This window comes from Enterococcus sp. 6D12_DIV0197, assembly GCF_002174385.1.
GTDB lineage: Bacteria > Bacillota > Bacilli > Lactobacillales > Enterococcaceae > Enterococcus_D > Enterococcus_D casseliflavus.
This window is the reverse complement of record NZ_NIBN01000001.1, coordinates 663981-685755: the sequence shown is the minus strand read 5'-3', so window position 1 is coordinate 685755 and position 21775 is coordinate 663981. Positions and strand designations below refer to the sequence as shown.

At 42.5% G+C, this 21775-nt stretch carries 18 protein-coding genes; 6 read left to right on the top strand and 12 right to left on the bottom strand.

Annotation, left to right across the window (positions count from 1 at the left end; all coding sequences use genetic code 11):
* Positions 1 to 187 precede the first annotated feature (187 nt).
* Complete coding sequence (locus A5867_RS03305; protein ID WP_010748743.1) at positions 188 to 898, top strand: DUF975 family protein; 711 nt, start codon at positions 188 to 190, stop codon at positions 896 to 898.
* A 450-nt stretch (positions 899 to 1348) separates the two neighbouring features.
* Here the strand turns inward: A5867_RS03305 and queA are convergent, their stop codons facing one another.
* Positions 1349 to 2380, bottom strand: coding sequence for a tRNA preQ1(34) S-adenosylmethionine ribosyltransferase-isomerase QueA (gene queA, locus A5867_RS03300; protein WP_010748742.1), 1032 nt, complete (start codon positions 2378 to 2380; stop codon positions 1349 to 1351).
* Between the two features lie 352 nt (positions 2381 to 2732).
* Between queA and A5867_RS03295 the strand changes: the two genes are divergently transcribed.
* The 4 genes from A5867_RS03295 to A5867_RS03280 are packed head-to-tail and all read left to right on the top strand — an operon-like array spanning position 2733 to position 6134.
* A complete protein-coding gene (locus tag A5867_RS03295; protein WP_005227327.1) occupies positions 2733 to 3908 on the top strand; it encodes a betaine/proline/choline family ABC transporter ATP-binding protein in 1176 nt (391 codons plus the stop codon).
* 3 nt (positions 3909 to 3911) lie between these two features.
* Positions 3912 to 4547 (top strand): ABC transporter permease, encoded by a 636-nt coding sequence (locus A5867_RS03290; RefSeq protein WP_016609633.1) that lies wholly within the window; start codon positions 3912 to 3914, stop codon positions 4545 to 4547.
* Positions 4547 to 5467: an osmoprotectant ABC transporter substrate-binding protein gene (locus A5867_RS03285; RefSeq protein ID WP_087626851.1), complete on the top strand. Its 921-nt coding sequence runs from the start codon at positions 4547 to 4549 to the stop codon at positions 5465 to 5467. Before A5867_RS03290 ends, A5867_RS03285 begins: the two co-directional genes overlap by 1 nt.
* Positions 5468 to 5471: 4 nt before the next feature.
* Complete coding sequence (locus A5867_RS03280; RefSeq protein WP_005227316.1) at positions 5472 to 6134, top strand: ABC transporter permease; 663 nt, start codon at positions 5472 to 5474, stop codon at positions 6132 to 6134.
* A 131-nt stretch (positions 6135 to 6265) separates the two neighbouring features.
* On the opposite strand, the gene A5867_RS03275 is transcribed toward A5867_RS03280, so the two are convergent.
* The 11 genes from A5867_RS03275 to A5867_RS03225 form a co-directional block, all read right to left on the bottom strand.
* Positions 6266 to 9097, bottom strand: coding sequence for a discoidin domain-containing protein (locus A5867_RS03275; protein WP_087626850.1), 2832 nt, complete (start codon positions 9095 to 9097; stop codon positions 6266 to 6268).
* 193 nt (positions 9098 to 9290) lie between these two features.
* Positions 9291 to 9557 (bottom strand): Txe/YoeB family addiction module toxin, encoded by a 267-nt coding sequence (locus A5867_RS03270; protein WP_087626849.1) that lies wholly within the window; start codon positions 9555 to 9557, stop codon positions 9291 to 9293.
* The gene (locus A5867_RS03265; RefSeq protein WP_087626848.1) at positions 9557 to 9820 is read right to left on the bottom strand and encodes a type II toxin-antitoxin system Phd/YefM family antitoxin; all 264 of its coding nucleotides are present in this window, start codon (positions 9818 to 9820) and stop codon (positions 9557 to 9559) included. The genes A5867_RS03270 and A5867_RS03265 overlap by 1 nt, the downstream gene beginning before the upstream one ends.
* 153 nt (positions 9821 to 9973) lie before the next feature.
* On the bottom strand, positions 9974 to 11914 hold the full coding sequence (locus A5867_RS03260; RefSeq protein WP_087626847.1) for a beta-L-arabinofuranosidase domain-containing protein: 1941 nt from the start codon (positions 11912 to 11914) through the stop codon (positions 9974 to 9976).
* A gap of 49 nt (positions 11915 to 11963) precedes the next feature.
* Complete coding sequence (locus A5867_RS03255; protein WP_087626846.1) at positions 11964 to 12596, bottom strand: DUF624 domain-containing protein; 633 nt, start codon at positions 12594 to 12596, stop codon at positions 11964 to 11966.
* A 4-nt stretch (positions 12597 to 12600) separates the two neighbouring features.
* On the bottom strand, positions 12601 to 13494 hold the full coding sequence (locus A5867_RS03250; protein WP_016609627.1) for a carbohydrate ABC transporter permease: 894 nt from the start codon (positions 13492 to 13494) through the stop codon (positions 12601 to 12603).
* A 12-nt stretch (positions 13495 to 13506) separates the two neighbouring features.
* Positions 13507 to 14430, bottom strand: coding sequence for an ABC transporter permease subunit (locus A5867_RS03245; RefSeq protein WP_060792628.1), 924 nt, complete (start codon positions 14428 to 14430; stop codon positions 13507 to 13509).
* 102 nt (positions 14431 to 14532) lie between these two features.
* Positions 14533 to 16119, bottom strand: a complete 1587-nt coding sequence (locus A5867_RS03240; RefSeq protein ID WP_087626845.1) for an extracellular solute-binding protein — start codon at positions 16117 to 16119, stop codon at positions 14533 to 14535.
* 121 nt (positions 16120 to 16240) lie between these two features.
* Positions 16241 to 17791 (bottom strand): helix-turn-helix domain-containing protein, encoded by a 1551-nt coding sequence (locus A5867_RS03235; RefSeq protein WP_016609624.1) that lies wholly within the window; start codon positions 17789 to 17791, stop codon positions 16241 to 16243.
* Positions 17766 to 19409 (bottom strand): sensor histidine kinase, encoded by a 1644-nt coding sequence (locus tag A5867_RS03230; RefSeq protein ID WP_087626844.1) that lies wholly within the window; start codon positions 19407 to 19409, stop codon positions 17766 to 17768. Before A5867_RS03230 ends, A5867_RS03235 begins: the two co-directional genes overlap by 26 nt.
* A 40-nt stretch (positions 19410 to 19449) precedes the next feature.
* A complete protein-coding gene (locus A5867_RS03225; RefSeq protein WP_087626843.1) occupies positions 19450 to 20349 on the bottom strand; it encodes an AraC family transcriptional regulator in 900 nt (299 codons plus the stop codon).
* 120 nt (positions 20350 to 20469) lie between these two features.
* Between A5867_RS03225 and A5867_RS03220 the strand changes: the two genes are divergently transcribed.
* The gene (locus A5867_RS03220; RefSeq protein WP_087626842.1) at positions 20470 to 21735 is read left to right on the top strand and encodes a glycoside hydrolase family 27 protein; all 1266 of its coding nucleotides are present in this window, start codon (positions 20470 to 20472) and stop codon (positions 21733 to 21735) included.
* The last annotated feature ends 40 nt before the right edge of the window (positions 21736 to 21775 follow it).

The window sequence follows — 21775 nt, the reverse complement described above, 5'->3', positions numbered from 1 at the left end:
CTTTCTCTCTATACTCGATTAACTGTGCAACGCTATCTATGATAAGGGTTGCCCTTACATTTTGCAAGGAAGTTTAAAGAAACTAAGAGTATTTTCTCCTAGTCATGCGAAACATCTATTACTTTTTTTTGAAGATTTAGCGAAAGTTTGCTATCATGTTATTTATATTGAAGGGAGGTTTTTTGAAATGAAATCAAATAGAGAACTAAAAGCAGAAGCAAAAGCAATGCTGCGAGGACGCTGGAAAGACAGTGTTTTGATGTGTATTGTACCGACTTTGATCTCGATCGCTATCGCATTCGTCATTATCGTCCTTACTGTTATTCCATTATATCAAAGCGGTATGTTCAATGATCTTGGTTCTACCGATGCAGTCAATTCCGCTAGCGGCAGTGGTGGCAGTGGCGGCGGCGGTTTGATCAGCGGTCTATTTTCTGCCTTATTCGGTGCTGGGATCTCTTGGACTTTCCTTGATCTTTTACGCGGTAAAAAACAGTCGATCCAACCCTTTTCTGATGTCTTTCGTGGCTTCAGTGGTGCTTTCGTGTTAGGGATCATCGTCATTTATATTCTGTCGACTATTTTCACGACGTTGTGGACGTTCCTGTTTATCATTCCTGGGATCATTAAAGCTTATTCTTATTCTCAAGCATATTTTGTCTTTTATGATACCTATGAAGAAACGGGCATGCGACCAGATTTTCTCAGCTGCATCACAGGTAGTCGTCATTTAATGAGAGGCTACAAAGGTCAACTGTTCATCCTTGATCTGAGCTTCATTGGCTGGCACATTTTGGCCATCATGACTGCAGGAATCGGCTACTTATGGCTGACACCTTACATCAGTGCAACCAAAGCAGCGTTTTATGACAATCTGCCTAAACGAGCACTTGCTTAAAAGATCGGTTCGCCGGTCTTTTTTTTTTGAGGAAAACGACCTTTTTCTTTTGCAAACGCTTCCGTTTCGTGTTATAGTATACGTGTAAGGAAGGTAGCAACTCTGTTGGTGGTTTTCGTAAATATCGCAAACTCAATCTACTAAAAGTTGTTGAACGTACAAGTTTCACCTAGTACCAAACGTGTAAAGTAACAAGAAGAAAAACGTAACAAGGATCGAACATTTCCATATCGAAAAATGATACGTCTCATTTTGTATCGGAATACACGAAACATGTGTAAGTTTGTAAATGAAAACAAATTTTCGAGAAACATTGCTTTGCATGGACCACAAAAAGCGACCACCACTTATACCTTCCTCTAGTAGTAAGCTGGGCGACAAAAAAGCAGTTCTAAAAGTTGAGAAATTGTTTCAACTTAAAGAGCCGCTTACGTCGCTCAGTTTTTTTGTTTATTTTAAGAACATCGCATCGCCAAAGCTAAAGAAGCGATACCGCTCATCGATGGCATGCTGGTAGGCAGAAAGTGTTAGGTCGCGTCCTGCAAAGGCACTGACTAACATCACTAAGGTTGATTTTGGTAAATGGAAGTTGGTAGAAAAAGCTTCCACGATTTTAAACTGATAGCCTGGCGTGATAAAAATACTCGTCCACCCACTATCGGCTTTGATTTGCCCATCAAACTTAGTCCCAATGGTTTCTAACGTACGGATCGAAGTCGTTCCGACTGCAACGATCTTGCCGCCATTTGCCCGAACCTCGTTCAATTGAGCGGCAGCTTCTTCTGTCAAACGGTAAAATTCGCTGTGCATCTCATGATCAGCGATATTATCGACACTCACTGGACGAAACGTTCCTAAACCAACGTGCAAAGTCAGATAAACCAGCTTGACGCCTTTTGCTGCGATCTGCTCCAGCAATTCTGGGGTAAAATGCAAGCCGGCAGTCGGTGCAGCAGCTGAGCCGTTTTCTTTGGCATAAACCGTTTGATAGCGGTCTGGGTCTTCTAGCCGTTCTTTGATATAAGGCGGTAACGGCATTTCGCCAAGTGATTCCAGAATCTCTAAAAAGATCCCTTTGTATTGAAAACGAATGATCCGGCCGCCGTGATCGAGCTCTTCTTCCACCACTGCCTCTAATCGTCCGTCGCCAAAGGTGATCTTCGTGCCGACTTTGGCTCTTTTGGCTGGCTTGATCAAGGTTTCCCACGTATCCCCTTCAATATTATTCAGTAAAAGGATTTCCAAATGGGCACCTGTTTCTTGTTTTTCGCCATAGATACGAGCTGGTAATACCCGCGTATCATTCATCACCAAAGCATCCCCTGGTGCCAATTCATCAATGATGTTATAGAAGTGCTTGTCCTCAAATTTGCCAGTCTCACGGTCAACCACTAATAAACGGGAACTTGAGCGATCGCTTAATGGCGTTTGGGCGATCAGTTCTTCCGGTAATTCAAAATCAAAATCTTCAGTTGTAAGCATGTTGTTCCTCTCTTTCCCTAAATTCTTCTCTATTCTAGCATGTTTTTATAAAAATTGAAAAAACAGCTTTTTATTCTGCCCTTTCTTAGAAAAAAATAAAGAGACTGCTGCCAAGGCGTTCTGCAGAAAAACCCCCTTTTTCCCAATGAAAAATAACGGGGGATCTTCGCCGTTTCTATTCCCTATGCATCGCTCCTTAATTTGGACTTGCTTCTGGCGCTATTTTCGGTTTTGTCTATACAATTATGAAAAAAATGGGCAGATTATTTGAATAACAAGGGACTTTTCGGCATACTTAGTACAGATTCTAAGCCATTATTCAGATTGCTTAAATAAAAATAGAGGTGACATCATGATTGAGTTTCAGCAGGTATCCAAAATTTACAAAGGTGGTAAAGTCGCTGTTGAAGATGTGAATCTTTCCTTTGAAAAAGGCGAATTCATTTGCTTCATCGGGACAAGTGGTAGCGGAAAGACGACTTGTATGCGGATGATCAACCGTATGACGGATCCTTCTAAAGGAAAAATCTTGATCAATGGAAAAAGCGTTACAGAGATCAACCCAGTGGAATTACGCCGTCAAATCGGCTATGTGATCCAAAGCATCGGTTTGATGCCTCACATGACGATTCGGGAAAACATTACACTGGTTCAAAAATTGTTAAAAGTCAGCCAAGAAGAACGCAACAAAACTGCCGAGCGCATGATCGACTTGGTGGAATTGCCGCGAGAAATGCTCGACCGCTACCCCAACGAATTATCTGGGGGCCAACAGCAACGGATCGGTGTTGTCCGTGCCCTGGCAGCTGACCAAGATGTCATCTTAATGGATGAGCCTTTTGGCGCACTAGACCCAATCACTCGTGACTCCTTACAAGATTTGGTCAAAGACTTGCAAGAACGGCTTGGAAAAACCGTCGTCTTCGTTACCCATGATATGGACGAAGCATTGAAGCTTGCTAGCCGCATCGTGATCATGAGTGAAGGAAAAGTCATTCAATTTGATACACCAGAAAATATTCTGCAACACCCAGCAACACCGTTTGTGGAAGAATTGATCGGTGAAGACCGCTTGTTGCAAGCAAAACCTGACACAACGCCAGTCAAAGACGTGATGTTGAATACCCCGATCGCTATCACACCAGAAAAATCCTTACAAGAAGCGATTCACTTGATGCGGGAAAAACGGGTCGATACCTTGCTGGTTACCGATAATAGCAACGTGCTAAAAGGCTACATCGATGTCGAATCCATCGACCGCAACCGTGGCAAAGTTACTAGTGTCGGCGATATCTTGAACAAAGATGTCTTTTTCGTTCGTGAAACCGCCTTGTTGCGGGATACCTTGCAACGCATTTTAAAACGCGGCTTAAAATATGTGCCGGTAGTAGATGCCGACAAACATTTAGTCGGGATTTTGACCCGTGCTTCCTTAGTTGATATCGTTTATGACGTGATTTGGGGCGATGAGCCATCGATCATGGAAGCCATTGAGTCGGCGAAACCTGAAGAAACTGAGGAGGTCTAGCGCATGCAAAGCTTCTTTAATGAATATGGCGGCCAATTGGTCACCAAAAGTCTCGAACATTTGTATATCTCCTTTGCGGCTTTGCTCTTAGGGATTCTTGTTGCTGTACCGATTGGTGTGATCTTGACCCGTTTCCCCAAAGCAGCAACGGTCGTGATCGGCATCACCAGTGCGTTGCAAACCGTGCCTTCTTTGGCACTATTGGCATTGATGATCCCGATTTTAGGTGTCGGAAAAGTCCCTGCTATCGTCGCTCTTTTCATTTATTCCTTATTGCCGATTTTGCGAAATACCTACATTGGAATGAAAAAAGTCGATTGGAATTACCGCGATGTTGCCAAAGGGATGGGGATGACCAACTTGCAGTCGATCATCAGTGTGGAATTACCTCTAGCGATCCCAACGATCATGGCAGGGATCCGCTTATCGGCCGTGTATGTTTTAGCCTGGGCTACCTTGGCTTCTTACATTGGTGCCGGTGGACTTGGTGATTTGATCTTTAGCGGACTAAATAACTACCAACCGCCTTTGATTTTCGCTGGGACGATTCCAGTGACGATCTTTGCTTTATTAGCTGACTGGTTACTGGGTTTGTTAGAAAACAAACTGACACCAGCTGCCTTAAGGGGGGATGCGTAATGAAAAAAACTTCAAAATTAGCGCTGTTGTTTTCCTTAAGTGTCGCTTTACTGTCCGGCTGTTCCTTTCCCGGTTTAGCCTCGACTTCTGATGAGAATACCGTGGCGATCACAGGTGGCATCACTTCCGAAGCCCAAATTCTTGGCGCAGTGGTTGCAGGTATGGTCGAACACTATACGGATAAAAACACAACCGTCATTAACAACTTAGCAACAACGACCATCAATCACCAAGCGATGATGAATGGCGATGCGTCGATCTCAGCTGCCCGCTACACAGGAACTGACTTGACCACGACGTTAGGGTTGGAGCCAGAATCTGATCCGCAAGCCGCCTTTGACAAAGTCAAATCAGAATTTGAGCAACGGTACCAACAGACTTGGTTCCCTTCTTACGGCTTTGATAACACATATGTCTTTCTTGTCAGAAAAGATACTGCCGAAAAATACGGATTGGAAAAAGTCAGTGACTTGAAAGATGTCGCAGATCAATTGGTTGCAGGGGTCGATACCGCGTGGATCACACGGGTCGGCGATGGATACGATGGCTTCCAGAAAGCCTATGGGTTCTCTTTCCAAAACATCCTACCGATGCAGATCGGTCTCGTCTACGATGCTGTTGATAACGGAAAAATGGATATCGTTTTAGGGTACTCAACCGACGGCCGGATCGGCAGTTACGATCTCGTGATGCTAGAAGATGATCTAAACTTCTTCCCGCCTTATGATGCCGCACCGATCGTCGATGACAAATTGTTGCAAGAAACACCTGAAATCGGCGATGCCCTGAACAAATTAGCAGGCAAAATCGATACCGAAAAAATGCAAGAATTGAATTACCAAGTGGATAATGACCTTCTAGAACCAACGGTAGTTGCCGAACGTTTCTTAGAAGAAAATAATTACTTCGAAGGAGAGTGACGAAATGGCAGACATGAATTTATTCCAACAATTTCTTTTCTATTTCCAAGAAAATGGCGGCTATGTTTTTGCTCAGTTCATTCGTCACTTCTTGATTTCAATCTACGGGGTACTTTTTGCCTCGATCGTCGGGATTCCAATCGGGATCTTGATTTCTAAAAAAATGCGTTTGGCAGATTGGGTGATTCGTTTCGCCAATATCATCCAGACGATTCCATCTTTAGCGATGATCTCGATTTTAATGATCGGCATGGGCTTAGGTGTGAATGTCGTGATTTTAACGATTTTCCTTTATTCTTTGTTACCGATCATCAAAAATACCTATACCGGCATGCGCCAAGTCGACCGCAATACGTTAGATGTCGGCAAAGGGATGGGGATGACTAGCTGGCAGCGATTGTATATGATCGAATTGCCATTGTCTGTTTCGGTGATCATGGCAGGGATTCGAAACGCCTTAGTCGTGGCGATCGGTATCACCGCCATTGGCGCTTTCGTTGGTGCTGGTGGACTGGGGGACATCATCATCCGCGGAACCAATGCGACGGATGGTGCATCGATCATCTTAGCAGGTGCTTTACCAACTGCCTTGATGGCGATCATTACGGATCTTGGATTGAGCTTTATTGAACGCCGCTTAGATCCCGCCAGCCGTACTTCACGCTAAACTTATTTGGAAAAAGCAAAAGCCGTTGTGACCATTTATTGGTCGCAACGGCTTTTTTGGTTCGGTCATTTTTCAGAAAAGCATCGCTTCAGCCGCTTCCCTTTTTAGGGTTAACGCCCTGCTCTTTTTTGCTATTTATCCATTCCGTATACTTCGACTTCATAGATTCGGGCTGCTGAGTCTGCTCCTTGTGTTGGTTTATCGATACTGATTTTTACATATTGCACCTTCTTGACGGCAAACGTATTGGTGCTAGTGCCCGCTTCATTTTTCAACGTTCGTGAAACTGGCTCATAGTCTTTGCCATCTTCACTGACGAGCACCGTATACGCCCGCGTATTCATGTCTGGTCCTTCTCCACCAGCTTCCGCATGGGCGAGGCGTACTTCACTGACCGTTTGTGGTCGACCGAGATCGATCATCAACTCATGAGGCGCATTGCCTGTCGCACACCACTTCGTACTCAAATCACCATCGAGGGCAAAAGCTGGTGCTTCGGCATCATTGACAAACGATGAAGCAGTTGCTTCGGCATCTTTTGAAAGCAGCAGCAACTCTTTCGGCGCATCAGCAGAAATCGTGATCAATCCCGCCATTTCCAGAGGGGTCTCTCCTGCTTCGTTTTTGGCAACAAGCGTGACTTTGTAGGTACCTGGTTCCGAATAGGTCACTTGGGGATTTTCTTCTGTACTGCTTGTGATATCGCCGCCTTCAAACGTCCATTCAAATGCTTCGGCATTCGCAGATGAGGTATTCGTGAAGGTGATCGTTTCCCCCGGTGCCGCTAAGGTTTTAGAGGCTGTAAAGGCTGCTTTTGGCAGCTGATTGTTTGGCCAAGTGATCTCCACCGTATCGGATAGCTTGCCGCGATTGCCATAGCGATCCACTGCCACCACCGCGAACTTGGTTTTCGTCCCTTTTGGTCGTTCAACGGCATTCAAATAGTGGTTGGTTGCTGGCGTAGCTGCTAAGAAGGAGCGTGAGCCGTCATCGTTCAATTGGTAGACCTCATAAACCGCAGCTGTCTTGTCCTTGGCAGCTTCCCACGTTAAACGGACCCCCGCATAGTTGCCCTCTTCTTCATCAAAGAGCACATCCTCAACCGTCAATGCTTCGGCAGCGAATTTCTCCGCTTTCTGATCTCCGATCGTTAATTGCCCTAGATTCAACTCATAGACATCACTGGTTTCTTTCGTGGTTATGTCATAACCAATCGCTGTCACTTCCCCTTTGATGTCTTTCAATGAGTAAGTGATCGTCGTCCAGTCTGTTGCGACCTCTTTGTCTCCTTTGATCGTTTGTGTTGAACCATCAGCTAAAGTCACGACCAAATCAAGAGCTGTCGGTACCGTTGCTTTGACAGTCGTCGTCAATTTCGTCTTTTTCGTCACAGGAAATGCTGTCTGATACAATGCCATGTGACTGGTACTGCCTTTTGTCATCTGTCCACGTAGTTTCAGTGCATTTCCGCCATTATAGGCATCCGCATAATTGATTGATACAGCCAGATCATTGTCTTTTCCATGGTCAAAGACCCAACGATAGGTCGGCAAAACAGCTTGCAAGCTTCGGTTGTTCCAATTGCGGCTGGACACTTTTTCTCCCTCGATAAAATAGTTGTAGCCATTCCCCAGACTAAAATTCGTCACAAAAGGCAGCTCTGTGATAGCGGTCTGTTCCAGGGCATAGGTGGAGATCCCAGGCCACTCTGTCGCTTCTGGCAGCTGGCTTTCCCGAGGATCGCCCGTGTTATTGACCCAAAAAGCATTCTCTTTGCTTTGGAAATCATCCGGCGTACTAGCAGAAGAATAGGTCCAGCTAGGCACATACAGGCCCAATGAGGTATAAGGAACGCCTTTTTCATCCGTAAACAAATCCCAGCGTACAGGCGTTGAATAGCCATTTTCTTGCACATCAATCCCAGCAAAAAGATTGTAAGGATCGACACCGATTTCACGGGCTTTTTCATTGGAGGCCTTCAACAGCTCTTTGTCCGCCAGTTTGTCAGTGGTCCACCAGAAATTCAAGAACATACTATCTGCCAATGGGTTCATCTCTGCATCCACTAAATAGGCTTTGTTCTTATCCGTCAAAGCGTTTTGCCAATCCATTTTCCCATCACTCGTCATGGAATCATACCACATGATCTCTAAATGCTCGTCGGCTTGTTCTTTGAATTGGGCAATCAATTCTTGCATCGCTTTGGCGTGGCTTTCATTTAATCCTTTACCATCAGTCCCCGATTGTTCGACACCTTCCGCTGCATCATCAAAACTAGTGACCGCCGTATCGGTTTCTTGATTGATGAACCAGCCATCAAAGCCATACGTATTGGCAACTTCGATCATTTTTTCTACGATCGGAAAATTGCCGTCCTCATCCTTAGCTAAAAACGTATCTAGCCATTCCAACTTCCCACCATGGGCAGTTTGCGGAAAGAAGATCGTTCCTAAAACCGGCACGCCATTCCTATGAGCAGCATCTGTCACATCAGGACTTGGAGGTACGATAATCCCTTCGCCAGAAGAGCCGCCCCAATAAACCAATTGATCAATGTATTGCCAATAAGAAAAGACATTGGCATCAAAGGTATTGATCCCTCGTGGTGCATTGCCGCTCGTACTGCTATTCATGATCGAAAGCGCCACGACTTTGGTTTCTACCGTTTGCGTGTCATTCATCTTCGGCAACGTCTCTTTAGCTGCCCGCTCCGCTAATGGAACAACGCTGGTATTGTATTTCGCATCTGGATCTTTTTCAAAAGACCATGCCAACAAATCCTCTGGGAACCAATAAGACGACTCCGGTTGATTGTCCATCGCTTTTTCCAACGTACTTTTGGCTGTTTCTTGGTAAACGACTTTTCCAGTTGTCTTCGCCTCACTTTGGGTGCAGCCACCGATTGCCGTTGCCGCTGCTAATACCAACAAAGATGCGCCAACTTTACTGATTTTCCTTGTCACACTTTTTCCTCCTTGTTTTACATAAACTCGCCAACATTCCTACACTAAAACGATAACGCTTTCAAAGATCGGAATATAGGAACAAATTAAAGAAATCATGCAACAAATCCAAGAAGGTTGAGTTTAGAAAAAAAAAGAGCCTCCTTTTTGGGAAGCTCTTGGTCAACTAGCTAAAAAATCAGCTCTTCACACTTCATTCATAATGTGTCCATGCAGAATAAATTTCCACAACTTTATTTTTCTCATCAACTTTGTAAACCACTCGATGTTGCCTACTCAGCCTACGTGAATATCTGCCTTCATGTGTAGGTCTCAGCTTTTCAAAAGACTGCGTGGGCATATATGGATCTTCCTTCAAGGCCTGAATCACTTCTTCAAACTGTTTTTTTAAATTCGATTGTTTGATTTTCCTTAGATCCACTTTCGCAGAGTTTTTGATTGTGACCGTATCGCTCCTCATCAAAGAGCTTGCCAATCAATATCATCGATATCCGTAAAGCCACTGTCGTCTTTTTCGCGGTCTCGTACCTTTTCTAGAGTACCTGTTTGCTCAAGAAAAAGGGTTTCTTGAATCGCTCTCCAGTCTCCTAGCCCAATCAACACCGCATTGTTTCCACTTCGATCACTAATAATCTCAATTTCAGTATGCTTTTCATTTACATCTTTCAATAACTGATAAAAATTTTTACGAGCAGTGCTAGGATTCATCGTTGTTTTAGCCATTGCCACTCCTCCTTTTCTTGATATAATTATAGCGTACCTGATTGAGTACATCAAAAATACAATAACGTACTCATATACAGCGAACTTTCCCCGTTATTTTTACATAGAAAAAAGAGCCTTCGTTTAGGGAAGCTCTTTGGCCCTGCTTACTTCTTACTCCTTTCCAACGAGCGGCAGCCAAACGCGCATTTCGCCTATGCCCCGATTGCCCCATAAATGGTATGGGATCAGTTGCCACGTACGAGGTATGACCGTTTCCGCTCGTTCTTCGTAAAGGGTTGTTCCCGACCATTCTTCGCTTTGGTAGCCTTTGATCGCCAAGCGTAAAGTAGTTGGCAACAACGTATCCTCTTTCGAAAAGGTCGCCTCCAGCGCCTGTGGGTCGATGCGGCAACGCCAGAGTGCTTGACCATTGTCGGCTTCTTCTATGCAATACACGAATGGGCCACGTTGCAATGCGACTTGATTGATGTCTTGAATAACTTGAGGATTCGCACGCAAGATTTGCAATGGTTGTTCAAAACGGATATTGGCCGTCACGTTTTCGACTGCCTCAAAGATGATTGCCTCGTTCGTCTCCTGCCATTCGTGTTCACTATCGATTTGAAACTTACTTAGTCCATTAGGTTTGTGGATGATGAGCGTCTTTGGAATGCCTTGATAGCGAATCGTGAGGTCCTCTGTAAAAGGAAACCCGCCCGTTTGTTCAAACGTAAATTGATCAGGTTCTTCTAAACGGCTTGCTACAAATAAATTCACGTAAAGCTTCTCTTGATCGCAAGTGTAAACCAAGCGCTGCAGCGAAGCGACCATCCGCGCAAAATTCGGCGGACAACACGCACAACCGAGCCAATCAGGTCGTTGAGCTTTGACGTGGCCTTTGCCAGGATTTTCCTGATCTCGTTGGGGATTGACCTCCAAAGGATTCACGTAGAAAAAGTGTTTGCCGTCAATTGCCGCACCAGAAAGGACGCTATTATACAACGCTCGTTCCATCGTCGCTAAATATTTTGGTTCATTGGTTAGTTTGAACAGCTCAAAAGAAAATTGGACCAATGCAATGGCTGCACAGGTTTCACAATACATCGTATCATTTGGCAAATCATAGGGACCGACAAAGGCTTCCCCGTGAACGGTTGAGCCGACGCCACCGGTCACATACATTTTCTTACAGGCGATGTCTTCCCAAATCGCTTCGCAAGCGTCGTTTAATGCTTGATCTTGGGTATGCTGGGCGACTTTTGCCATCCCGCTTGCCATATACAGCATTCGTACCGCATGACCTTTGGCTTCATGCTGCTTTTTAGGTTGATCGTAGGCTTGTAAATAGGTGAGGTCTACCCTTGGCGTTTCATCCGATAAGCCATCCGCTTGGTTTTTCAAGATTTCTTTTTCGTAAAAGGCAGGATCTTCCCCACGTACTTCAAGAAAGAAATCAGCTAATGTCAAATAGGTTTGTTTACCGGTGTATTCATACAAACGCACCAGAGCCAATTCGATCTCTTGATGGCCATCAGCACCTTGAATTTTTCCAGGCTCCCGCCCAAAATACGTGCAAATATTGGCGATATTTTTCTCTGCCACGGTCAGTAATTTATCCTTGCCTGTTGCTTGATCATAAGCGATAGCCGCTTCGACTAGATGCCCGGCACAATAAAGTTCATGACTGAAATACAGCTGACGGTATTTTAACTTCGGTCGGGTCAATTGAAAGAAGGTATTTAAGTAGCCGTCCGCTTCTTGCGCAGCAGCAACTAAGTCAATCACTTCATCTACTGTCTTTTCCAATTGCGGATCGCTAGTATTCAACAAGCTATACCCAGCCGACTCGATCCATTTGTAGACATCACTATCTTGGAAAAACCAGCCAAAATGTTCCCCTTCCATTTGCCCTGCAGCGATGCGAAAATTCGCCAATGCATGGCTTTTCCCAGCTGGCAAATTGGGATCTTCCCGTTCTGCTTGAACATCTACATCGATTTCATCATTTAGGACTTGGTATTGGTAAGGAATCGTTTCTTTGCGAACAAGCTCTTGGTATCCTTGCCAAAACTCGTCCGTGAGCTGGATCTTGTTTAATGCGAATTCTTTCATTTCGTTCTCCTGTTCTTTTATTTTAAGATTTTATGGTAAATGTACGAGCTTAGACAGTCGTATGCTTTTTTTTAGGTAAAAAGACATACGCATCTTTTTGTTTAAACAAATTAAGTTGAAAATAAACCAGCGGTGTAACACCAAATACGAAGAATAAACCCGGTAGTAGGTAGTAGCAACAGCTGATCCCGACCATAAGGACGAAAATTTGACCGGTCAATCCAGGTTTGCCAAGCATTAGAATCAAACTTTTTTTAAGCATGGGTCTCCAAGCTCGTTCGTGTTGAAAAAACCAAAAGAGATTAGCTAAAAAAAGGAGACTAATCACTATCAGAAGTTGGATCAACAAATAAACAGTTGTATCGGCTTCGGTAAAGACATAGTGTCTCATTAGCATCAAGTCAATCGAAAAAAGGGCTGCTAAAGGAAGGATAAAGAGTCCTAATCGATTCATTCTCCAAAAGTTTTTTCGAAAGCTTTTTGCAAAGGACTGAAACAATTTTATCGCATTTGCTTCTTGATATTTTTCATCATTGCAAAGTTCGTAAACCGCATTGGTTGCTGGCAATAGTCCGAAAAGAACTAAGCCGAATAAGGTAAACAGCAGCCAATAGCAATGCAACAGAAATAACAGTAAGCCTTTTTTCCCAATGCTCACATGTAAATCGACTAGCTTATTCATGTACTCACCCTTTCATTGCACCAATCATGACTCCTTTATCAAAGTATTTCTGTAGGAAAGGATAGATCACCAAAATCGGTAAGGTCGAAACAATGATGGCGCCATATTTGATCTGATCTGCATATTGTTGTCCGTAGCCATCACCCAAAGCGCCCGCACCACCTGCAGATGCTTGATTTGATAATAAAATATCTCGCAGAACGATCTGTAAAGGTTGTTTTTCGTAGTCGCGAATAAATACGAGTCCTGTAAAGAAATCGTTCCAATGTTGGACCAAATAGTAAAGACCCACCACAGAAATGACTGCTTTGGATAGCGGTAGCGCTACAGTAACAAAAAATTTTGCATAGGAGCAACCATCTAGAGCGGCTGCTTCATAGAGACTATCCGGAATGCTTGTCTCAAAAAAGCTTCTTGCAATGATCAAATTATAGACATTGACTGCCGAGGGAATAATAAAGACCCACATACTATCGATCAACCCCACATCTCGATAAAGTAAATACGTAGGGATCAAGCCACCATTGAAAAACATCGTAAAGGTAAAGAGAAACATCAAAAGTTTTCGAGGTTTAAATTCCTTTCTTGATAAGGCAAAAGCTGCGGGCAAAGTAAAAATTAAATTGACCGCCGTTCCTCCTAACGTATAAATCAAGGTATTGCGATAGCCCGTCCAGATCCTAGCATCTTGTAAAATTTTTTCAAAACCAAAAAAGCTGATATTCCTAGGAAAGAGTGTGACTAATCCTTTAGAAACCATGTTGGAATCACTAATTGAAGCGATGACGACAAAAAAGAGCGGATAGACGACAATCAAAAAGATACTCAAGCAAAGTATGATGATCGCTAGGTTAAAAAGAAGATCTGATTTAGGTTTGTTTGTTAGTGATAGATTCATATAGCCACCCCTTTACCATAAACTACGGTTCGTGTATTTTTTCGAAAGACCATTTGCTAAAACTAAAAAGAGAAAATTAATGATGTTATTGAATAGCCCGATCGCTGTTGAATAACTAAATTGACTGTTTAAAATCCCAATTTTATACACATACGTAGAAATGACTTCTGAGACGCTCAAATTCAAACTATTTTGCATCAGGAAAATCTTCTCAAAGCCAGCATTTAAAACCCCACCCATATTCATAATCAACAAAATAACCATCGTTGGCACTAATGCTGGTATATCAACATGGAGGATTTTTTGAAAACGATTGGCGCCATCGATATCTGCTGATTCATAGAGTTGCGTATCGATACTCGAAAGTGCCGCTAAGTAAATAATGCTGTTCCAGCCACAGTGCTGCCAAACCTCAGAAATGACATAGACGGGCACGAACGTACTGTCGCTCCCCATTAAGTTGACAGAAGAATCCAAGTTCAAGAGGTTGACTAAAACACCTGTTTCTGGTGAAAGAAAGACTTGCAATATCCCTACCATCACGACCGTAGAAATGAAGTGAGGTAAATAAACCGCAGTTTGCATGACTTTTTTTCTTTTAGGGTTTCTGATTTGATTGATGATCAATGCCAATAAAATGGGGGCAATGAACCCAAAAATCAGCGTTGTCACACTGATCCGCAACGTATTGACTATCACGGTTTGGAACATCGGGCTTTCGAAAAATTGTTGGAAATACTTGAAACCGACAAATTCGCCACCAGTGAGTCCCTTCGTAAAGTCGAATTCCCGAAATGCTAGTTGGATACCATACATTGGTATGTAATTAAAAACCAAAATGATCGCTAATGCCGGTAAAACCATCAACCATAGCTGCCATTGTCGCCTGAAATGAGAAAGTAGCCGATTATTTTTTTTCACGAGAACTGTGTCCATGATCTTCACTCCTTTGATAGATTTAGGTAAATGGCTGGTCTTTGTTATTCAAGCATGAACTTGCGATTGCTTTACTCAACTCTGACCAGCCTCACCACTCACTTAATTCCCGTAATATTGATCAAATCCTTTTTGAACGATCTCGATATTTTGATCTAAGCCGCTATTTTGCAAGGTTGTGACATATTGCTCCCACTCATCTTCAATGCCGCCTTTTGTCACCCATTTAGCAAATTTTGTCATTGCTTCATTGAGGATCGTTGTATTGTTGTTTGCTAGTGTTGTGGCATCCTCATTACTAAATTTCAAGAGATTGAATGGTACTACTTGTTCTTCAGGAACGATTTTATCCACGTAAGGATGCAACACTTCATCTTGGACCTCATTCGCTTTCATATCTGCGCCAAGTTCGACATCAAGAGCGTCTGAAATATACATTGGACTATTGTCCGCCCAAGTTGTTGTCCACTTCCATGTCCCTGGATCGACATTTTCATCTGCAGGTGGCAAGACGCGGTAAGTGTCCCCGTCTTTTTCGATGTTAGTGCCCAATGACCCAAACAATGCTTGGATTCCGATTTCTGGATCGTATAGCGCATTGACGAATTTTAAGGCTCCGTCCATATTTTTGGTTTGAGAGGAAACAACGGCAAAGTTTACCCCATAATTAAGCGAGGTTTCATAGCTCCATGTCGGTTCCACTCCAGCTTTTTGAATCAATGGTGCCATTGATGTATATTGATCTGCTAACTGATTACCAAATCGGTCTGAAGCTTCCCAGCCCCAAGTAAAACCGACTTTTGCCGTCTCGCCTTCTCCTCTACCAGTGGACTGATAGGCACTATAATCTTGAGAAAAAGCCTTAGGATTAATCAAGCCAGCTTCCCAGCACTTGTTCAAAAATTCCACTGTTTCTTTGTAACGCTCATCAACAAAGAAGTTGCCTACCTGTCCATTTTCAGCAAAGTAGCCGGTATTTCCTCCTTCAGAAACAACGATACCCGTACTTGCTAAAAGCTGCATTGGTTGGAAATAGCCAAAACCGCCGGTTCCAACTGGACTCCAATCCATTGGAATTTCATCGCTGGCATCCCCATCTCCATTCGCATCGTTTTCTTTGAATGCGACCAACACTTCGAATAGTTCATCCCATGTTTCAGGTACGTCTAACCCAAGATTGTCCAGCCACGTTTGATTGATATATTGACGAGAAGCAGATTTAGGCCAAAAACGCTGGTATTTTGGTAAGCCATAGATCTCTCCATTCAGTTGAGTAGCAAGTGCTTTTGTTTCTGGTTTTTCTTCAAACATCTTTTGAACATTTGGCAGGGCATCTAAGTGATCAGATAAATCGGTGAACAAGCCAGGAAACTTCGCAAATTCCGCATCCGTCACAACATTTGGTCCCAGAATCAAATTGGGAATATCTCCAGAAGCCAACATTGGGGCTTTTTTCTGATCCCAATCAGCGGAAACTTCCTCCCACTTTATGGTCAGCTCAAGTTCTTCTTCTAGTTTGTTCAACCACTCAATATCTTTGTTCTTTTGCGTCAAGCCATGTTTTACCACTAACACATTTAACTGGTTGCTTGACGACTCTCCATCTCCCTCACTTGAAGATCCTCCCCCGCATCCAGAGAGCAATCCGATCAATGCTGCAGAACAAAACACCAAACCTAATTTTTTCATTTTCTCATCCCTTTCACTCTTGTTACACTAAGTATAACGTCGAAAATGAAAACGCTTTTATTAACAATTTTTACTTCTACTCTCTTTTTTTTACTCGCCAACCATTTTTACATGATCCGCTTCATTCATAGTCCATAATGTTGCGGTTAAACTGATATGGAGAGATTCCTACACGTTCTTTAAAAACACGAAAAAAATAATTATAGTTCGCAAATCCGCTTTGCCTTGCGACTTCATTGACACTACAAGACGAGGTACTCAACAATAATTTTGCATAATCGATCCGCAACTCAGACAAGTATTTTGAAAAAGACTGTCCCCATTGCTGCTTAAACACCCTACTTAAATAGGAATAATTTAAATCAATCGCTTCGGCGCAGGTCTGCAAGCTGATCGGTTCTTTGAAGTGTTGATGAAGATAAAGAATACATTTTTTTACCGGCTCGTCAACAGGCTTAAAGACTTCTTTTTGGAAATTTTTTACACTTAATGAAATGGCTTCAAAAAAATCTGCTTCGATTCTTAGTAACGTATCGAACTGTTGATAATAATTGATTTGAATCATCGTTTCCATCGGCTGTCTAAAGCTATTACTCATCGCTAAACTGATTTGAAAATCAATTTGTGCAATTAGCTCTAAGGCCAGCGAACGTGCGACCCGTTTTTCTCTTATATACTCAAACAGTTTTTTACTATAATATTCGATGTTTTCTGGTTCGATGTATTTGGTATAAAAATAGATTTTTTTCAGATACAAAGCGATCTCATGCTGTTGAAAGACGTTTTTACTGCATTCTTGGCTTGAAAAATGCAGCAACTCATTCGGACGTGAAAAAAAGAGTAAATCTGAGATTCGTTCATCGCTCTTAAATAGTTCTAATACCTCCGACAGTTGATTGCTTACTGGGGATCGCAGGAGAAAAAGTTCAACATCTAGTAAGCGCTTGGCAGCATGGTAGCACTTGGTTTTGATCGTTTCCAAGTAATCATTGATCGCTTTATAGGATTTGATTTTTGCAAACGAGTAAAGCATAAAAAGCTTCCCATCATCAGTCACGAAAGAGAGCATTTCTATGGTTTCATTCTTTGTGTCTAAAATCAATTGCTCTAAAACAGCGCTCACTTTTCGTTTATACTTTTCTTTGTCCCAAACATTTTTGCTGATAGAGATAGGTATCATAACAAGTCCTACCATTTTTTCAGTTACAAAATGCGGATACTGTTGCATCAAGAAGCTTGTATTTCCATGAAAAAAGTCTCGTAGAGAGGGTGTCTCGTAAGCAGGCGCAGCCATTGGCTCGTCTGTAAAAAAATTGATTTTTTTCAGCGCTTCCGAAATCACTTCCTCGCTCAATTCATGTTTCAAAAGATAGTCAACGACTCCATATTTCATGCTACCACTCGCATAATTAAAGTCGGCGTAGCCACTCATCACGATCACTTTAGTCGTGCGATCGATCAGTTCCAATTGTTCTAAAAAGGCTAAGCCATTCATAATTGGCATATTCATGTCTAAAAAAATGAGATCTACAGAATAAATCTCCAGATAATTTAACAACTCGTAAGGATTTGCCGTACTGAGTACAATTTCAAATTGAGGGAAATTTTGTAAAATAGTACTTATTTTGTTGCGTGAAATCAACTCATCATCTAAGAGGGCTATTTTTTTCATCGTCTTTTTCTCCAATCATAGGAAGCTCAATAATGACCCGGGTATAAACCCCTAACTCTGTTTCATATGTGATCCCATAGTCTGGACCATAGTAGAGCTTGATTCGTTTATCGATATTATGGATACCAATTTTCGAATAGTGTTTTCCATTGCTTTTTTCTCGCTCATTTATCTGTTTTATCGCTTCTTCTGTTAGTCCATTGCCATTATCTTCAACCATTAAACAAAGCTTATCTCCCTTTTTTTCTCCACTTATTTTTATTTGCCCTTTTTCGCTATTCGTTCCAACAAAATTGTGCAAAATGCTATTTTCAACAATGGGCTGCAAAATAAATCGAAGGATACGGCAAGATAAAATCGCTGGATCAAGCGCCCAATGAACATCAAAGCTATCAATATAGGCAACTTTTTGGATGGAAACATAGCTTTTGACATGGGCTACTTCTTCAGACAAAGGAATCAAGTCTTGTCCCTTATACATCGTGGCATGCAACAATGATACAAGTGATTTCGAAAGATGGGCAATATTGTTAGCCTGTTGTAATTCAGCCATCCAGGTAATCGAGTTTAGCGTATTGGACAGAAAATGGGGGTTGATTTGAGCTTGTAGAAAGTCGATTTCAATTTCTTTTTTCTCTTTTTCTCTGGCTTTATTTTCTTCCATTAAAGTATTGATATTGGCAACCATCGAATTAAAGACTATACTCATTTGTTTTAATTCGTCATTTCCTTGAATCTCAACAGTGGTCGATAAGTCCTTATTCTTGACCCGCTCCATTGCTTGGTTTAATTGATCGATTCGTTTCGACAGTTTTAATATAATCAGCGTAGCCACAAAAATACTCATGCTGACGATCACGATACACAGGAAAATCATCAGTCGCAAATTCTGTGTCAACGGTCCCAAAAATGGTTTTTTGGGGAGATGGAGATGAAACCACGCTTCGACTTCTTCACTATAGAATGATTTCTCATACAAATTGGCTTGGTCTTCATCAATGGTGCCAACTTCAGCAAGCACCGTTTGCTTTTGATCTAACAAGGCGATCTGCGTCCCAGCTGGGAGGTTTTCTAATTGATCATTAAGAAACTCGCTTGTATGAAGAAATCCCACCAAGTGCCCTAGGACTACTTGTCCGACTTTGATTTCATTTTTGATATAAACAGTCGAATCATCAATTTCTCTTGCATAAGCGGCCTCATTGGTGTAACCAATCAACGTTTCTTCAACAACTGGATCAACTAACCCAAACGACATCAACCGATTTTCTTTGGAATAAATCGCCATTCCCAGCAAATAAGATTGAAATTGATACAATGGTTCCACGATCTCCTTCAATTCCATAGTCAGTTTGATGCTCTCAAAGGTGTCTCTCGTAATCCGTGGTTGTTCACTGGCCTCTTTCAACGTGTCGTAGCCATCCATAATCAATTTATAATTGATATGATTAAGATCCGTACTGATCGTATGGATATTACGTAAAATAGAGACCTCGATCTCTTTCGCTTGGATCTCCATATTTTTATCAATGATCTTATTCGCGGTATTAGAAAAAAAGAGAATGATCAGTGACGAAGTAACGACATTCGCAATAATGATCGTTACCATAAGTTTCATTTTTATCTTCAATCGCTTCACACTTTCTAACTATATGTCTTTACTTCATTCTTAAAAAAGCTGTATGTTCCCCTAATATATGTTGTCCTGCTTCTTCTTTGATTTGATGGGTGTAGATTTGACGATAGACTTTAGGACTCATGCCTTTTTTCTGTTTAAAGGTATTGGTAAAGTGCTGCCTACTGTTGAATCCTGCTTGAGCGGCAATTTCGACGATTGGCAGCTGACTATTGCTTAGTAAAAATGCTGCCTGCTTCAGACGCTCACTAGTGAGAAAATGGTTGACCGTCACTCCCAGTTGCTCATGAAAGAGTTTATGCAAGTAGGCTTTCGTAATCCCCACAGCCGCTGCGATTTGAGAGACTTGAATATCTTCATCAAAATGCTGTTGAATATAGTTGACCGCAGCGTTCACATAGCAATTGCCCCGTTTGGTTTCTTTCGTACGTAATGAAAAGGCTAATTCCATCAACATCCGCTTAAACAAGAGCTCGATCGTAAATTGCCGTTCAGCAGACGGTTGCTCTTGAGTATCATCGATCATTAGCAGCTGCAGCAATGACTTGATCGCTTGTCCAAATTGGCGGACATCGCGACTTTTCGCGTAAGGCTCATTCAATTGTACATTTGCTTTGATGTATGCAAAAACATCACGAACACAAAGGCCGGACGGTGTCTCACTCAGAAGAAATTCAATATTCAGTAAGGTGCAGGAATCTCCTTCAACGAGTAAGGCGTGTTCCACAAACGCGTTTATGAAAACGAAATCATTTCTTTCCAGAACAATTACTTGATCTTGCACCTTTATCTTACACTTCCCTTTGGTCACAAACATGATCTCACACGCTGGGTGTTGATGTGGATCCATGGAAAAACGCTCAAGGGCAACACTATAGTATGCTGTAATCTTCGCATAGTTTGTTTCTTGTGGAAACACCATTGATCAACTCCTTTTTCATTCGTTGACGATTTCTTTCTTTTTTATTTCTAGTAGACAAAACTTTCCCTCTCTTTTTTATTGCTTACTATACTATAAGAAAAACGTACTAGGAGGAAATCAATGTCTTTTTTACATTTTGCACAAACACCCCCAATGGGATGGAATTCTTGGGACTGCTATGGCGCTTCTGTAACCGAAGCAGAAGTGATCGCCCATGCCGATTTTATGGCAGAGCATTTGAAAGCTTATGGTTGGGAGTACGTCGTCGTGGATATTCAATGGAGCGAACCAGAAGCAAAGTCTACAAGGTACAATGATTTTTATCCGTTGTGTATGGACGACTATTCTCGCTTGATTCCTGCTGAGAACCGTTTCCCTTCAGCAAAAGATGGCGCTGGTTTCAAAAGACTTGGTGACTATCTGCATCAAAAAGGGCTGAAGTTTGGTATCCATATCATGCGCGGCATTCCACGACAAGCAGTTCATCAAAATACGCCGATCAAAGGAACGGATAAACGGGCACGGGACATTGCTATGAATTCAATCTGCCCTTGGAATTCCGATATGTATGGGGTCGATGTTTCCTTGCCTGAAGGACAGCTTTATTATGATTCTTTGCTCGAATTATATGCTTCTTGGGGTGTTGACTTTATAAAGGTGGATGATATCGGCGATTCGAAAATTTACGGTGATGCCCATAAAGCAGAAATCAAAGCGATTCGCCGTGCGATCGATCGATCGGGTCGAGAGATCGTCCTTTCTTTGTCTCCCGGACCAGCTGCCCTCAAAAATGGTAGTTTCTTTCAAAATCATGCCAATATGTGGCGCTTGACGGATGACTTTTGGGATCATTGGGACGCCCTTTACGCCATGTTTGACCGAGCAGCAGAGTGGGCACCTTTCGTCCGTCCAGGTAACTGGCCTGACTGTGATATGCTGCCGTTGGGTCATATCGGCATTCGGGCAGTTGATGGTGGCGGTGGTGATAGCTGGACACGTTTTACGGAAGACGAGCAATACTTATTGATGAGTTTATGGACGATCTTCCAATCTCCATTGATGTTCGGTGGTACTTTACCAGACATCGATCCCTTTACCTTACGTTTATTGACGAATACTGAAGTCTTAGAAATGTATCGAAGAATTCATACGAAAAAAGAGTTCTATCGTGATCAAGAGTGGATCATTTGGGAGGCGTTGAGCGACACAGCCGTCTACTATGCCATTTTCAATGTTTCTGATCAAACGCAAACCATCCCAAAATCGATCGCTGCTTTACTACCAATTAAAAGCGGCACTGAGTTATGGCAACAAAAAGAACAAACAATTGCCGATGCTGAGGTTCCTACTCATGGTGTCTTGTTACTCAAAAGCCCATTACAATAGTCCTCTCAATGAAAGCAACACAATGTGCTGAGCACATTGT